Source organism: Sphingomonas sp. NFR15 (assembly GCF_900103265.1).
GTDB classification, from domain to species: domain Bacteria; phylum Pseudomonadota; class Alphaproteobacteria; order Sphingomonadales; family Sphingomonadaceae; genus Sphingomonas; species Sphingomonas pollutisoli.
Genome location: NZ_FMWX01000001.1, coordinates 34307 through 49398, shown reverse-complemented (window position 1 = coordinate 49398; position 15092 = coordinate 34307). Strand labels below are relative to the sequence as shown.

The following is a 15092-nucleotide window of genomic DNA, read 5'->3' as shown; positions in this document are numbered from 1 at the left end:
ATCAGCCGGCCGGGCGGCGATCGACGAGGTAGAGGTGTTCGCATGCCAGCACGGTCTCGCCATGCTGGTTGCGGATATCGACGTTCTCGGTGACCACGCCTTGGGCGGCGCGCTTGGGGTGATCGCGTTTGTCGGCGATGCGCGTGATCGTGGTCAGCGTGTCGCCGATATGCACCGGTCGGACGAAGCGGAGCCGGTCGTAGCCGTAGGACATGGCATGCGGATTGATCGTCGTCGCGGTCAAGCCGATGCCGATCGCGAACACCATCGTGCCATGCGCGATGCGTTGGCCGATCGGCTGCGTGGCGCACCATGCCGCATCCATGTGATGCGGGAAGAAGTCGCCGGTGTGCCCGGCATGGACGACGAAATCGGTCTCGGTGATGGTGCGGCCGAAGCTGGTCCGCTCCGATCCGATCTCAATATCCTCATAATATTGCGCGACGATCATAACGTCATGTCCTCATCGATCCGCTGCTGGTCCGCGCCGAGCCGCGATGCCGGCCGCGACGACCGCAGGATCGCGCCGTCGATCCGGATCGGGCAGCGGGTCGTCATCATGCTCGCGCCGCCCGGCGCGACGATGCGCTGCGTGGCGTCGAGTGCGGCGAAGGCCGGCTCCGCCAGCAATGCCGGCCAGTCGAGCACCGGCGCGCACCAGATGCCGGCCGGCTCGAGCGCGGCAAGCCAATCGGCGGTGCCGCGCGTCAGCAGATGGTCCCGCAGCAGCGCCTTGATCGTGTCGCGTTCGGGGTACCAGCTCTCGGGCGGGAAGGCGTCAAGCGCGCTCATTCCGAGCAGAGTGCCAAGCTGATCGACCGGCGCCATCGCCAGCGCGAGATGCCCGTCCGCCGTCGCGTACAGCCCGTAAGGCGCGGCGAGATAGACGTTTCCGCCCGCCACGCTGCTGCGCGGCGGCATCGGCTCCTCCTGATTGAGATGGACCGACAAATGCTCGAACTGCAGATCGATCGCGGCCTCCATCAGGCTGACGTCGACACGGCCGCCGCGTCCGCTCACGCCGCGCCGTAACAGCAGCGCGAGGATGCCCTGGCAGAGTTGCGCGCCAGCCATCATATCGGTGACCGAAAACCCGGCCGGGATCGGGGGATCGTCGGCGTCGCCGGACAACCATGCCATTCCCGACAGCGATTGAACGAGCAGATCCTGTCCCGGCCGATCGCGCCACGGACCATCCGGGCCATAGCCGCTGACACCGGCATAGACGAGCCGGGGATTGAGCGCGCGGACCGCATCCCAGCCGAGACCGAGCCGGTCCATGATGCCGGGCCTGAAATTGTGGATCAGCACGTCGGCGCGCGCCACCAGCCGCTTGACCGCGGCGAGATCGTCCGCATCCTTGAGGTCGGCCGCGTAGCTCTCCTTGCCGCGGTTGATTGCATGGAACAGAGCGCTGGTGTCGTCGAACGTCGTGCCGGCCAGCAACAGGCTGCGGCTCGCGTCGCCACCTGCGCGACGCTCGACCTTGATGACGCGCGCGCCGAGGTCGGCCAGTCGCAGCGCGCACGAGGGGCCGGCGAGAAACTGGCTGAAATCCAAGATCATCAGGCCGGACAGCGGCAGCCCGTCATGGGCGTCCAGGTCGGCCTGCGGCTCCGTCTCCAAGCGCTTATCCTTACTGCATTATGTTTATCGAGGGATATTCCCACACGCTATTGTTGCCGCTATGGGGTGTCAACCGGATTTTATATATGAACCGGATATTTGTAGAGGAATAAATATGCGCGGTATGACGTGGGACCACCCAAGAGGTTTCGACCCGCTTGCCGCAGCATCCGCGCTCTGGGAACAGCAGACCGGCGAAACGATCGCTTGGGACCGCCGTTCGCTGCAGGACTTCGAAACCTACCCGGTAGAGGATCTCGCGCAGCGCTACGATCTGATCGTGATCGATCATCCGCATGTCGGTGAAATCGCCGAATCGGGGTGCCTTATCGCGCTCGACGAGGCGGTCGAGCCAGCGGCGCTGGCCGCGATCGCGGCGGGATCGATCGGAGGATCGTATGAAAGTTACCGTTGGGCGAGGCACCAATGGGCGCTGCCGATCGACGCGGCCGCGCAGGTGCAGGCATGGGTGCCGAGCCGCATCGCAGCGCCAGTTGCCGACTGGACCGATCTAACCGCGCTGGCGCTGGCGGGGCGGGCGGCGTTGCCGTTGCGTCCGCCACACAGCCTGATGAGCCTTTTCACGCTTTGCGGGCTGACCGGCGTGCGCCTCGACGCGACGGGCGAGACGCTTTTCCCGCCGGAAGCCGCGCGCGCCTTCGCGCTTCTCGAAAGGTTCGCCGCCGCGCTGGACCCCTGTGTTTACGACATGGACCCGATTGCGCTGCTGGAGGAGATGGCCCGTCCCGGCGCGACGCTCGCTGTGGCGCCGTTGATCTACGGTTACGTCAGCTATGCGATGCCTGGGTTCCGATCGGAGACCATTGGCTTCGCCGACGTTCCAACGCTTGAACACGGCCCAAGCGGATCGGCGCTTGGCGGAACCGGGATCGCCGTTTCGGCCCGAGGCCGCGATCCGGCCGCGGCGGTGCGCTTCGCCACGTGGATCGCAGGAGGCGCGGTGCAGCGCGATGTCATCGCGACGCATGGCGGTCAGCCCGCGCATGCGGCCGCGTGGGACGCGGATGCGGCCAACGCCGCGACGCGGGAATTCTACCGCGCGACGCGAGCGACGCTCGATGCCGCTTGGCTGCGTCCGCGCCACCGGGGTTACATGGCGTTCCAGCACCTCGCGTCGCAACGTCTCAACCTCGCGCTGCAACGGCAAGAGAGCGCAGACGAGGCCATCATGGCGCTTAACCGTCTGCACGCCGCGAGCCGGTGATCCATCAGCCCGTATCGGGGAGAATCCTCATGATCCGTCATCTTATCGCGCTTTCCTCCGGCTTCGCGCTTGCCGCGCTTTGCGCCACCGCCGCCCCGGCCGATATTCTGCCGAGCGAAGCCGCGTTTCGCACCCCGCCCGCCGAGGCGCGGCCTAAGACATTGTATTTCTGGATGAACGGCAACGTCACGCGCGAGGGGATCGACGCCGATCTCGCCGCGATGCGAGAGGCTGGGCTGGGCGGACTGCTCGCGTTCGACGGCAGCAGCGACATTCCCAAAGGACCGGTCGATTATCTCAGCCCGAAGTGGCTCGACCTGATGACCCATATGATGAAGCGCGGTGACGAACTGGGGCTGACGGTGGCGATGCAGAACGCGCCGGGCTGGTCGTCGAGCGGCGGCCCCTGGATCAGCCCCGCGCAGGCGATGCAGCAGATCGTCTGGACCGAAACGACTGTGGAGGGTGGCCGGCGCCTCATGACGCGGCTGTCGCAACCCTATACCAAGCTCGGCTTCTATCGCGATGCGATCGTCGTGGCCTATCCGGCTTCCACCAGTGACGAAAGCGTGTGGCGCGAGGCGGTGACGGTGATGTCCGTCGGCGGGCGCAGCGTCCCGGCCGCGACGCTGGTCGATCGCGATCTGCATTCGACCGTCGAGATCGGCCCGGAAGCGCCGCTCGTCATCACGACCAAGGGCGCCTTTACCGCGCAGGCGGTGACGCTCTACGCCGACAAGGACCAGCCTGCGTTCTCCGCCGTGATCGAGGCCTCGGATGATGGCCGCGCCTGGCGTCCGGTCACGCGGGTGGCGGTGGGCGCCGAACGCGGGATCGAGGCGCCCGGAACGGCGAATTTCGCGGGTGTCTCGGGACGCTACTTCAGGGTGACGCCTTCCGCCAAGGCGAAGCTCGCCGAGGCGCTGTTCTACGCAACGCCGCGCCTCGCCGATTGGGACATCAAGGCGGAACATGGATTCCGTGCCTTGCCCGCGAACGGTGCGGGCGCGGCGGGGGCGCCCGTGAGCCCGCCGGCGATCGACCCGGCCACCGTGATCGACCTCACCGGCAAGGTCGCGGCGGACGGTTCGCTCGACTGGCGCGCGCCGAAAGGGCGCTGGACGATCCTGCGGCTCGGACACACGCCCACCGGCAAGCTCAACGTCGCCGCATCGGATTCCGGGCGCGGTCTCGAGGTCGACAAGTTCGATGTCGCCGCGGTCGATCACCAGTTCGACAGCAGCATCGGGCGCGTTCTCGCCGCTGCCGATGGCCAAGCGCGCAAGGCGTTCAAGCGCATCGAGATCGACAGCTACGAGGCCGGGCTGCAAAACTGGAGCGAGGGCGTGCCCCCCGCATTCGCCAAGCGCAACGGCTATCCGCTGACCACCTTCGCGCCCGCGCTGATCGGTCGTGTAGTGGGCGACCGCGAGACATCCGACCGGTTCCTGTTCGATTTCCGCCGCACGCTCGCCGATCTGATGGCGGACAATTACTACGGACGGATGGAGCAGCGCGTCCGCGCCGCTGGGCTCGAGTTCACCGTCGAGGGCTATGGACCGGGGCCATTCGACGAGTTGCAGGTGTCCGGGCGCGTGCAGTTCCCGATGACCGAATTCTGGACCCGTACGCCGTGGACCGACAATCGCTCGGTCAAGATGGTGAGTTCCGCCGCGCACGTCTACGGCAAGGATCTCGTCGCAGCGGAGGCGTTCACCGGCGAGGCGCAGACCAGCCGCTGGTCCGATTACCCCTATGCGATGAAGGCGCTGGGCGACCTGATGTTCTCCCAGGGGGTCAATCGCCTCTATTTCCACCGCTACGCGATGCAGCCTGACCCGAAGGCCGCGCCCGGCATGACGATGGGCCCGTGGGGGATCAACCTGGAGGCAAGCAACACCTGGTTCAAATCGGCCAAGCCTTGGCTCGATACGCTGGCGCGCAGCCAGTATCTGCTCGGCCTCGGCCACCATGCCGCCGACGTGCTGTATTTCGTCGGCGAGGACAGCCCCAACCAGGCCGAATATCTCCGGCCCGACATTTCGCCCGACAGCAATCCGCGGATCGGCACGCATTTCACACCAGCGATGCCTGCCGGCTATCAATATGACTTCGTCAATGCCGAGGTGCTGCTGACCTCGGCAGAGGTGCGGGACGGGCGCATCGTTCTGCCCAATGGCGCCAGTTATCGGATGCTGGTGCTGCCGGACGGGTTGACCGGTATGACGGGCGCGCTCGCGGCACGGTTGCGCGATCTGGTTTCGCGCGGGCTGGTCGTGCTGGGCGAGCGCCCGCGCGGGTTGCTGTCGCTTGCCGGCGGCGCGCGCGCCGAGGCGGCGTTTCGCGCCGACGTCGATGCCCTGTGGGGCGCGGGGAATGGCGCGCACACGCTCGGTAAAGGCAAGGTCTACACGACCGGCACGATCGCGGGGGTGCTTCGCGATCTCGGCGCCGGGCCGGACGCCGATTGCCGCACGGGCGCCCCGGACGGGCAGGTGGTGTGGCAGCATCGATCGCTGGCCGATGGCGACATGTATTTCGTCGCGAACCGCCAGCGCCGCGCCGAGACGGTGACGTGCAGCTTCCGTGTCGCCGGCAAGGCGCCCGAGCTCTGGAATCCAGAGACCGGTACGGTCGCCGCGCCAGCACTGTACGATGCCACGGGCGACCGCACGCGCGTATCCTTCACGCTCGACCCGGCGGGATCGACGTTCGTGATGTTGCGCAAGCCCGCAGCCGCCAGCGTGCGATGGGCAGCACGAGACGGGGTGCGGTTCGCCGATCTAGGCGCGGCGACGCCGCCCACCACCCCAGCGCCGTCCGACAGCTTCACGCTCTCGGTTTGGGCGAAGCCCGACATCGATCTGCGCCTGATGCCGCCGGAGCGCACGGAAGGGCGGATCAATGAGACGGGCAAATTCTACGTCATCCCGGCGCGCTCGGGCGCCGACATGCATGGCGCCGGAACGGCGGTGGCGGGGCTCGCGGTCGGACGGAACGGTGCGTATGTGATCGAGCGGGTGTCGCCCGACTCCGCGCCGGCGGTGCTGGTCTCGCACCAGCCGATCGCGGGCTGGACGCATTTCGCCTTGGTCTATGACCACGGCACACCCCGCCTTTACGTCAACGGCAAGCTCGCGCGGACCGGTCTCAAGAGCGGCCGCACAGTGTTCGCCGGCGGGAGCGATGCGCCGTCGCCGAGCGGCGTCACCTACTTCTTCGAAGGGGACAACAGCGCGATCGTCACCACGCCGCGCGTGCTGTCTGCGGCCGAGATCGCGGTCATCACTGCCAAAGGGCCGCCAGCGCCGGACATCGCCGCACAGCCGGCGCAGATCGAGCGCACCGCTACCGGGCTGCGCGCGCTGGCGTTCGAGAGCGGCCGGTACACGCTCGATACCGGCGCGGCGTTCACCGCGCAGGTGCCCACGCCGCTGACGGTCGAAGGTGGCTGGCAGGTCGCGTTCGAACCCGGCCGGGGGGCGGCGGCAATCGCCGCGCTGTCGAAGCTCGCCTCGCTCAGCCACAACGCGGATCCCGGTATCCGGTATTTCGCAGGCACCGCGACCTATACGCGGCAGATCACCGTGCCCGCGCAGGCACGGCGGGCGAGGCGCCGCACCTTCCTCGATCTCGGCCGCGTCGAAGTGCTCGCGCACGTCACCGTCAACGGGAGCGATCTCGGGACGGTGTGGAAGGCGCCGTACCGGGTCGATATCACTGACGCGCTGCGGGTGGGGCAAAACGACGTCGCCATCGCGGTCACCAGCCTGTGGCCGAACCGCCTGATTGGTGATGCGCAACAGCCCGATCCATACCCACGTGTCGACGCCGAATGGCCGATCGGCGAGCGGTTCGCGGCTGATGGCAGCAAGACCGACGTGATGGCGCGCAAGCTGGTCGCGTTGCCGGACTGGTACAAGGCGGGCCAACCCAAGCCCGATGATGGCCGCGTCGCCTTCTCGACCTGGACCTTCTTCCAGAAGGATGAGCCGTTGCTCGATTCGGGGTTGCTCGGCCCGGTACGGCTGGTGTTCGCGGATTCGATCGACGTGAAATAGCCCGCGAACCGCGCCCGAACGCCCGCCGCCCGCCTGCGCTACTTCAGCGCGGGCCGGAGGGCGAGGCGCTGCTCTTCACCAGGGGCGCGAACGCGCCACCGAGATCCCGCGTACGTCGTCGGGGTATCGCCCGCCGACCGCGCAGTAGAAATGGTACAAGTCGCCCCTATGCGAGATCAGTGCCGGCTTGTGGGCATAGTCGTCGTCGATCGAGCCGTGCGGGCCAGCATCGACCAATACCTCGTCGAGTTTGGTGAAGTGCAACGGGTCTGAACCCACCGCGACCAGATCACGCGCCTTGCGGTCGGCGGCGGAGAGGCCGAAGTAGAACATCGCCCATTGCCCGCGGTGCGTCACCACGAAGGGATCGCTCGCGAAACGGCTGTCGGGTGCGTCGGGCGCACCGTTGCGCAGCACCGGGTTGCCCGGATGCCGCCGCCACGTCTTGAGATCCTGCGAGATCGCCACGCCGGTTTGTTCACGCCACGTCTTCTCGGCGGTCTTGGCGTTGTAATAGAGGTAGAAGGTGTCGCCATCCTTGACCAAATACGGTTTGTAGAGCCCGCCGCGCTCCCAATCGGCGCCGTCCCGCGGGAACAGGATCGGCCGCTCGCGGCGCCAGGTCTTGAGGTCGCGGCTGAACGCGAGTCCAATCACCGCCGGGCCGGCCTCATACCCAGCGCTCGGATAGGCGTGCCACGCGCAGACATATTCGCCGCGGACGCGGATCAATCGACCGGGGGAATACAATTCGGTTTCGCGCAGGATCGAGGCGGAGGCGACATTGTAGCGCGTGACCGGATCGGCGGGGTCGCGCGCCAGCATGATGCCCTGCCGCTCCCAATGAACGAGATCGTCGGACACCGCGATGCCGGTTTGGTAGCCGTTGCCATCGAAGCCGACGTAGGTCAGATGGAAACGGCCTTCGTGCGAGAAGACGAACGGACAGTCGACGGCCTTCTCATCGAACGCACCAGCCACGCCTGAGCCGCCGAGGATCAGCTTGTTGTATTTATATGGTGTACGGAGCCATGCCGCCGGATCGCGGTGCCGCCTCGCAAACGCGCACGTCCCGATCGTGGCACTCATGGCCGCCGCGCCGCCCGCGAGTACGCCGCGACGTGAAACCTGCTTCAAGGCCATGCCCGTCTCCTGGTCTTTATACGGTCAATCGCGATCGAGCCCGAAAGCGTCGCGGATCGCGGCGCTATGCTGTCCGACATCGGGGGCGCCATTCGGGCTGAGCGGCCGCATGCCGTCGATCCGTAGTGGACTTGCCGTGGTATGGATCGAGCCGGACCTGGTGCCGATCCGCTGGAGCATATCGAGCGCGCGGAAGCTCTCCGCCTCAAGCAAGGCCGGCCAGTCGAGCACGGGCGCCGTCCAGATGCCGGCGGGCTCGAGGATCGTCAGCCATTCGTCGGTGGTACGTTCCCTCAGCCGGCGGCCGATGCGGTCGAGCAAGGCATCGCGGCCCGCGAAGCCGTCGCCGGCATCCGCCAACCCCGGCAGCTCGAGCAACGTTTCGATCCGCGCGAGCGGCGTCATCGCCAGCGCCAGATGCCCGTCCCGCGTCGCATATACGCCGTAAGGTGCCGCGAGATAGGCGTTGGCGCCGTGCGCGGCGGCGCGCTGCGGCGCACGACCGCCATCGTTGAGATGCGTCGTAAGCAACTCGAACTGGAAATCGACCAGCACTTCGAGCAAGCTGGTCTCAACCTGCCCGCCGACGCCGGTCAGCCCGCGCCGGACGAGCAGCGCCAGAATACCCTTGGCGAGTACATGGCTGGCGAGCATGTCGGCGACCGAGAGCCCGATCGGCATCGGTCCGCTTTCGGCCGTTCCCGTCAGCCACATCACGCCGGAGCGTGCCTGCGCGAGCAGATCCTGGCCGGGCAGCTTCGCCCACGGCCCCGCGCCGCCATAGCCCGACACGCTCGCATAGATGATGCGGCGGTTGATCCGCCTGACGACATCGTAGCCCAAGCCGAGCCGCTCGATCACACCGGGACGGAAGTTCTGGATGACGACATCGGCCTGTTCGATCAGCCGCTTCGCCGCCGCGAGGTCGTCCGCCGCTTTGAGATCGAGCGCGATGCTTTCCTTGTTGCGGTTGATGGCGTGAAACAAGGTCGAGTGGCTGTCGATATCGGTGTCGCTCAGATACATTCGTCGCGCGAGGTCGCCGCCGTCCGGCCGTTCGATCTTGATGACGCGCGCGCCGAGATCGCCGAGTTGCAACGCCGCCGCAGGCCCTGCGAGGAACTGCGCCATGTCGAGCACGACCAATCCAGCGAGCGGGCCGGATGGTTGCGCTGATTGTCTTGAAAATGCCTCAGCGTGCATTGCGCGGCCGCTTCACGAGATCACTCCGCCGAGAATATTTGTATATGAACATACAATGTCTATATGAATATACAACGGCGAACTGGCGGGTTCGCGCCGGGCCGTTGTCTGAGTGCCACATGTTGAGATACAAGGGCTTAGATATTCCGGTATAGGGAACACGATGTCCGAGAAGGCACTGTCGACCGATGAGCGTCGCCGCAAATATATGGTGCCGGCGCTCGAAAAGGGTCTCGATATCATCGAGTATCTCGCCGATCAGGCGGTGCCGCTCACGCAATCGCAACTCGCGCGCGCGCTCGAACGGCAACCCAATGAACTGTTCCGCATGCTCGCCTGTCTGGAGGGGCGCGGGTTCATCGCGCGCGAGCCGACCAGCGGGGGCTATTCGCTCACGCTCAAGCTGTTCCAACTGGCGCGCATTCATTCGCCTTATGAACGGCTGGTCGCAACCGCGCGCCCGTTCATGCGCGCGCTCGCGGACGAGGTCCGCGAAAGCTGCCATCTCACCGTATTGCAGAGCGACGCGGTGCTGGTGCTGGCACAGGAGGAAAGTCCGAACGCTTTCCGCCTCTCGGTCGAGGTCGGTTCGACCCATTCGCCGATCCACACCAATTCAGGCCGCCTGCTGCTCGCGGGCTTGCAGGCGCAGGCGCGCGACGGGGTGCTCGGCCGGTTGCCCGAATGGCGCGCGATGAGCGCCACCGCGCGCAAGCAGAAGCTGGAACGGATCGCGGCGATCACGCGCGACGGATATGCCGAGTCGGTCGGCGAGCGGTTTCTCGGCAGCGCCGACATGGGCGTGCTGGTCGGCAGCCCGGGTGCGCCGCTCAACGCGGCCTTGACGATCGCGACATTGATCGGTGCGGATGGAGACGCGCGCCACGAGCGGCTGTTGGAGCCGTTGCGGCGCGCGGCGGACGCGATTTCGCAAGCCGCCGGACTTACGCTGGGTCGGTCGAAGGGCGAGCCGTCAGACCGGTAGCGCCGTGGTTGATTTGATCTCCGACAGCGCCACGATCGAGTTGATCTCGTTCACGCCCGGCAACGTCGAGAGCTTTTCGAAGAAGAAACGTTCATAGGCCTCGATATCGGCGGCGACGACGCGCAGCATGAAGTCCATCGATCCCATCAGGACGTGGCATTCGAGCACTTCAGGGAAGTCGCGGATCGCGGAGGCGAATTCGTCGAGATGCGCGCGGCCGTGCGCGTTGAGCTTCACCTGCGCGAATATCTGTGCGTTCAGCCCGAGCTTCTTGCGATCCAGGATCGCGACGCGACGTTTGATGAAACCGTCGCGCTCAAGCCGGTCTATTCGTCGCCAGCAGGGTGAGGCGGAGAGGCCGACCGCCTCCGCCACCGCCGCAGTCGAAAGCGATGCGTCGGCCTGCAACACCCGCAGGATCTTCCGCTCGTAGCTGTCCAGCTTATCCAGCACGTTTTTTCCCGAGTCTGCGATATGTCGGGTCAATATATGTCGGATCGCGCCAGACGGAAGCGAAATAGGTCGGAATCGCCGCGAAATCTCGCGTAATGTTCTCTCGAAATTCCGAGGACGTATCCCGATGCCTGTGTCCCATTCGCTCGAACCCCTGCCGCCGCGCGAAATCGTTCGCTTGGACGATCCCGCTTCGGGGTTGGAGGGCGTCATCGTGATCCACTCGACGAGCCTGGGCGCAGCGGCAGGCGGCTGCCGATTCCAGTCATATCCGTCGATAAGCGAAGCGACGGCGGACGCGGTGCGGTTGGCCGAGGGCATGAGCTACAAGAACGCGCTGGCCGGGTTGCCGCTGGGCGGCGGCAAGGCGGTGATCCGAGCTCCGCGCGGGGCGTTCGACCGGTCGGCGCTGTTCCGCGCGTTCGGCCGTGCGGTCGAGTCGCTCGGCGGCCGCTACGTGACCGCGGAGGACGTCGGCACCAGCGTCGAGGATATGGGCGATGTCGCCGAAGCCACCCGCCACGTCGCCGGCCTGACCCAGCAGCCTGGCCGGGCAGGGGGCGATCCCTCGCCATGGACGGCGCGCGGCGTGCTGGGCGCGATGGAGGTCGCCGTGCGCCGCACGCTCGGCGCTCCCCTATCCGATGTCACGGTCGGGGTGCAGGGGCTTGGGCATGTCGGCTTCGCGCTATGTCGGTTGCTCCACGAAAGCGGCGCGCGCCTGATCGTCGCCGAATCGCGCGGCGAGATCGCGGCGCGAGCGGCGACGGCGTTCGGCGCGCACATCATGAGCTCGGCGGCGTTGCTGGAGGCGGAGATCGACGTGTTCGCGCCCTGCGCGCTTGGTGGCGTGCTCGATCCGGCGGCGGTTCGCCGGCTCCGGGCCAAGGTGGTGTGCGGCGCTGCCAACAACCAACTCGCCACGTCCGCGCAAGGCGATGAATTGGCGGAACGCGGCATCCTCTACGCGCCCGATTATCTGGTGAATGCAGGCGGCATCATCAACGTCGCCGCCGAGTATCTCGGCTGGAGCGAGGACGAGTCGCGCGCGCGTGTCGATCGCATCGGCACGCGGCTCGCGCAGGTGCTCGATCTCGCCGATGCGGATCAGGTGGCGCCGCATCTCGCGGCCGACCGGCTGGCCCGCGCGATCATCGCGGGCGAGGGGAGAACCGCAGCGCTCGCCGCCTGATCGCCATGCCGACCGCTCATACGAAGTCGCCCAGGCCGATCGCCTTCACCGTGGCGGCCTCGGCGGACGCCCAGCTTCTGTGCCGCGTCCTCGGCTTCGTCGCGCGTTTGGGGTGGGTGCCCGACAAGGTCGACGCCATTCGGCAGGGGGACGAGATGCGGATTTCGATCCGGCTTGGCGATATCGATGTCGATCGCGCGGAGCTGCTGGCGGAGAATATCCGCGCGATGATCGATGTGGAGGCGGTTCAACTCGTCCTGTGCTGACGTTCCGGGGGCTGAAGGGCGATCATCGAGGTCACGATTGCAGATCTCCCAAGCGCACAGCCATGCCGTTCTCGGCCGGATCGGTGCCGATGTCGAGGAAAGGGTGGACGTGGTCGGCACGACGGGCATTATCCGCTCGATGGAGGGACCGGGTATCAACGCCGGTTTCCAAGACGATCTGGATCGATCGCGAGGACCGCTTCCGCGTGGGGCTCTCGGTCGTTTGGGTCCGCGACAGCAAAGGGTGGCTAAATGAATCTTCTGGGGCCGATCAAGCCGATCGAACGCAGCATCGACCCTGACGACGGCCGTCGCCTCAAGCCGACCTTGTCCTGGCCGCACCTGATCGCGCTCGGCGTGGGGGCGATCGTCGGTACCGGCATTTATACGCTGACCGGCGTTGGCGCGGAGCGCGCGGGGCCGGCGGTGATCCTGGCCTTCGCTATCGCGGGTGCGGTTTGCGCGTGCGCGGCGCTTGCCTACGCCGAACTCGCCACGATGATCCCGACTGCGGGCAGCGCCTACACCTACACCTATTCGGTGGTCGGTGAGACGCTCGCCTGGGTGGTGGGATGGAGCCTCATCCTCGAATATTCGCTCGCCTGTTCAACGGTCGCGGTCGGTTGGTCGGGCTATCTGGTCGGCTGGCTCGGCGCGGTCGGCGTACATCTGCCCGCCCTGATCCTCAACGGCCCGCATGCCGGCGGGATCATCAACCTGCCGGCGGTGGTCGTATCGTTCGGCATCGCGGGTATGTTGATGGCGGGTACGCGCGAGAGCGCGACGTTCAACATCTTCCTGGTCGCCATCAAGCTGGTCGCGCTGAGCGCGTTCGTCATCCTTGCGATCCCCGCGTTCGATGCGCAGAATCTGCATCCGTTCATGCCCTATGGCTTCGCCAGCCATGTCGAGGGCGGCGGGACGCGCGGCGTGATGGCGGCGGCGGCGATCGTGTTCTTCGCCTTTTACGGGTTCGACGCGGTGGCGACCTCGGCCGAGGAGGCGCGCAATCCCGGTCGCGATCTGACGATCGGCATCATCGGATCGATGGCATTGTGCACGATCATCTACGTACTCGTGGCGGTGGCCGCGGTCGGCGCGATGCCGTTCACCGCGCTCGGACGGTCGTCCGAACCGCTCGCGCTGGTACTACGGACGTTGGGGCATCCGTTCGCATCCTGGGCGATCGCTGGCGCGGCGCTGATCGCGCTGCCATCGGTCATCCTGGTGATGATGTACGGGCAGAGCCGGATCTTCTTCGTGATGGCGCGAGACGGGCTGTTGCCGCGCGCGCTGTCCAACGTGTCGACGCGTACCGGCGCGCCCGTCCTGGTGACGGGTATGACGGGGGTGTTCGTCGCCGCGGTGGCGGGATTCTTCCGGCTCGATGAGATCGCGGAACTCGCCAATGCCGGCACGCTCATCGCCTTCATCGCGGTCGGCGCCTGCATGATGATCCTGCGCCGCCGCGCGCCCGACGCGCGCCGCGTGTTTCGCTGCCCGCAGCCGTATCTGGTCGGCACGGGGGCGATCCTTGGGTGTGTCTATCTGCTGTTCTCGCTGCCCGAGAAGACACTGGAGCGCTTCGCCATCTGGAACCTGATCGGCCTGGGCGTGTATTTCGCCTACGGCCGCTCGCGCAGCTTACTCGGGCGCGTGAAGGCGGCGCGCGCGTCGTAGGCAGGCCCGCGCAGCATCGCGGCTGGTGCGAGATGCTACAGCCTCGATGGCTGCACCTCGATCTCATCGAAGCGTTTCCAGCGATAGATCGCGAAGCTGATCGCCCAGGCGGCTGCGAACAGTCCGATGATGAAGAAACCGAGCAGGTTGAAGCGGCCCCCGAGATCGATCGCGACGTCCCACAGTCCCCCGGACAGTCCGAGCTTGTCGGCGAACAGAGCGGTCGCCTCGATCCCGCCGATCATCACCGCCACCAGCGCGGAAACCGCCGTGATGGTGATATTGTAGTAGAGCTTGCGGATCGGCCGCACGAACGCCCATTCGTAGGCGCCGAGCATAAGGATGCCGTCCGCGGTGTCGACCAGCGCCATCCCGGCGGCGAACAGCGCCGGAAACACCAGCACCGGCGCGAACGCGAACCCGCGCGCCGCCTGCGCGGCGGACAGGCCGAGAATGGCGACTTCGGTGGCGGTATCGAAGCCGAGACCGAACAGGAAGCCGAGCGGGGCCATGTGCCACGGTCGCGTCACCAGCCGGAACAGCGGGCGGAATAGACGTGAGATGGGGCCGCGCCCTGCCAGCAGCATGTCGAGATCGCCGTCGCGGTAGCTGGCGCCGGCGCGAACCCGCGCGAACGTCCGCCATACCGAGTGCAGGATGACGAGGTTGATGCCCGCGATGGCGAACAGAAAGCCGGCCGAGAAGATCGTCGCGGCGACGCCGCCGGCGGCCTTGAGCGCCTCAAAGCGGGTGAGCGCGCTGGCCGTCGCCGCGATCGCGACCGACGCGACCAGGATGACGGCGCTATGTCCTACCGCGAACCACAGGCCGACGGTAACGGGGCGCGATCCGCCGTGCATCAGCTTGCGGGTGACGTTGTCGATCGCGGCGATATGATCGGCATCGACGGCGTGGCGGAGGCCGAGCGTCCAGGCGAGCAGCGCGGTTCCGAGCATGGCGGGCGCGGCGTGGAACAGGCTGGCGGCCCATATCCAGCCTGCGGCGTTCGCGGTGACGAGGAGTGTCAGCAGCGGCACGATACGCCGCCGCAGGCGGGGGCGGGACGTGGGATCGGTCATCGTACGAGCCTCTTATAGCCTGGCCGAACGCCGCTCACCGACGTCACCAGCCCGATCAGGGAGAACAGCGAGATCAGAACACCCCACGCCGGTCGCCGAGAGGACATAGAGGTCCGCCCGCGCGGGATCGTCGATCGCGACCTTCCAGAGCGCGCGATGCCGATCCAGTGGTGTGTCAG

The 15092-nt window shown here is 66.8% G+C and carries 12 protein-coding genes; 6 read left to right on the top strand and 6 right to left on the bottom strand.

Annotated features, from left to right (window positions below):
* Position 1: 1 nt before the first annotated feature.
* The gene (locus BLS81_RS00215; RefSeq protein WP_093219269.1) at positions 2–451 is read right to left on the bottom strand and encodes a MaoC family dehydratase; all 450 of its coding nucleotides are present in this window, start codon (positions 449–451) and stop codon (positions 2–4) included.
* On the bottom strand, positions 448–1626 hold the full coding sequence (locus tag BLS81_RS00210; RefSeq protein WP_256326003.1) for a CaiB/BaiF CoA transferase family protein: 1179 nt from the start codon (positions 1624–1626) through the stop codon (positions 448–450). Before BLS81_RS00210 ends, BLS81_RS00215 begins: the two co-directional genes overlap by 4 nt.
* 124 nt (positions 1627–1750) lie before the next feature.
* Here BLS81_RS00210 and BLS81_RS00205 point away from each other — a divergent pair, with 124 nt between their 5' ends.
* Entirely contained in the window at positions 1751–2851 is a 1101-nt protein-coding gene (locus BLS81_RS00205; protein WP_256326002.1) for a type 2 periplasmic-binding domain-containing protein, read from the top strand.
* 29 nt (positions 2852–2880) lie between these two features.
* Entirely contained in the window at positions 2881–6912 is a 4032-nt protein-coding gene (locus BLS81_RS00200) for a glycosyl hydrolase (protein ID WP_093219263.1), read from the top strand.
* A gap of 75 nt (positions 6913–6987) precedes the next feature.
* On the opposite strand, the gene BLS81_RS00195 is transcribed toward BLS81_RS00200, so the two are convergent.
* Both BLS81_RS00195 and BLS81_RS00190 read right to left on the bottom strand, forming a co-directional pair.
* Positions 6988–8055, bottom strand: coding sequence for a glycoside hydrolase family protein (locus tag BLS81_RS00195; RefSeq protein ID WP_093219261.1), 1068 nt, complete (start codon positions 8053–8055; stop codon positions 6988–6990).
* A gap of 24 nt (positions 8056–8079) precedes the next feature.
* On the bottom strand, positions 8080–9258 hold the full coding sequence (locus BLS81_RS00190; RefSeq protein WP_093219258.1) for a CaiB/BaiF CoA transferase family protein: 1179 nt from the start codon (positions 9256–9258) through the stop codon (positions 8080–8082).
* A gap of 163 nt (positions 9259–9421) precedes the next feature.
* Between BLS81_RS00190 and BLS81_RS00185 the strand changes: the two genes are divergently transcribed.
* Complete coding sequence (locus tag BLS81_RS00185; protein ID WP_093219255.1) at positions 9422–10243, top strand: IclR family transcriptional regulator; 822 nt, start codon at positions 9422–9424, stop codon at positions 10241–10243.
* On the opposite strand, the gene BLS81_RS00180 is transcribed toward BLS81_RS00185, so the two are convergent.
* Positions 10232–10693, bottom strand: a complete 462-nt coding sequence (locus tag BLS81_RS00180; RefSeq protein WP_093221604.1) for an Lrp/AsnC family transcriptional regulator — start codon at positions 10691–10693, stop codon at positions 10232–10234. The two genes, BLS81_RS00185 and BLS81_RS00180, sit on opposite strands and share 12 nt — an antisense overlap.
* A gap of 130 nt (positions 10694–10823) precedes the next feature.
* Between BLS81_RS00180 and BLS81_RS00175 the strand changes: the two genes are divergently transcribed.
* From BLS81_RS00175 to BLS81_RS00160, 3 genes are all read left to right on the top strand, one after another.
* Positions 10824–11888: a Glu/Leu/Phe/Val family dehydrogenase gene (locus BLS81_RS00175; protein WP_093219252.1), complete on the top strand. Its 1065-nt coding sequence runs from the start codon at positions 10824–10826 to the stop codon at positions 11886–11888.
* 5 nt (positions 11889–11893) lie between these two features.
* Positions 11894–12154 (top strand): hypothetical protein, encoded by a 261-nt coding sequence (locus tag BLS81_RS00170; protein WP_093219248.1) that lies wholly within the window; start codon positions 11894–11896, stop codon positions 12152–12154.
* A 252-nt stretch (positions 12155–12406) separates the two neighbouring features.
* Entirely contained in the window at positions 12407–13834 is a 1428-nt protein-coding gene (locus BLS81_RS00160) for an amino acid permease (RefSeq protein WP_093219243.1), read from the top strand.
* A 35-nt stretch (positions 13835–13869) separates the two neighbouring features.
* Here the strand turns inward: BLS81_RS00160 and BLS81_RS00155 are convergent, their stop codons facing one another.
* A complete protein-coding gene (locus BLS81_RS00155) occupies positions 13870–14913 on the bottom strand; it encodes a HoxN/HupN/NixA family nickel/cobalt transporter (protein ID WP_093219239.1) in 1044 nt (347 codons plus the stop codon).
* Between the last annotated feature and the right edge of the window lie 179 nt (positions 14914–15092).

Bases quoted from the DNA above. Each gene is read 5' to 3' on its own strand.
- BLS81_RS00215 (WP_093219269.1), bottom strand. From the start codon at position 451: ATGATCGTCGCGCAATATTATGAGGATATTGAGATCGGATCGGAGCGG.
- BLS81_RS00205 (WP_256326002.1), top strand. From the start codon at position 1,751: ATGACGTGGGACCACCCAAGAGGTTTCGACCCGCTTGCCGCAGCATCC.
- BLS81_RS00200 (WP_093219263.1), top strand. From the start codon at position 2,881: ATGATCCGTCATCTTATCGCGCTTTCCTCCGGCTTCGCGCTTGCCGCG.
- BLS81_RS00195 (WP_093219261.1), bottom strand. From the start codon at position 8,055: ATGGCCTTGAAGCAGGTTTCACGTCGCGGCGTACTCGCGGGCGGCGCG.
- BLS81_RS00190 (WP_093219258.1), bottom strand. From the start codon at position 9,258: ATGCACGCTGAGGCATTTTCAAGACAATCAGCGCAACCATCCGGCCCG.
- BLS81_RS00185 (WP_093219255.1), top strand. From the start codon at position 9,422: ATGTCCGAGAAGGCACTGTCGACCGATGAGCGTCGCCGCAAATATATG.
- BLS81_RS00175 (WP_093219252.1), top strand. From the start codon at position 10,824: ATGCCTGTGTCCCATTCGCTCGAACCCCTGCCGCCGCGCGAAATCGTT.
- BLS81_RS00170 (WP_093219248.1), top strand. From the start codon at position 11,894: ATGCCGACCGCTCATACGAAGTCGCCCAGGCCGATCGCCTTCACCGTG.
- BLS81_RS00160 (WP_093219243.1), top strand. From the start codon at position 12,407: ATGAATCTTCTGGGGCCGATCAAGCCGATCGAACGCAGCATCGACCCT.
- BLS81_RS00155 (WP_093219239.1), bottom strand. From the start codon at position 14,913: ATGACCGATCCCACGTCCCGCCCCCGCCTGCGGCGGCGTATCGTGCCG.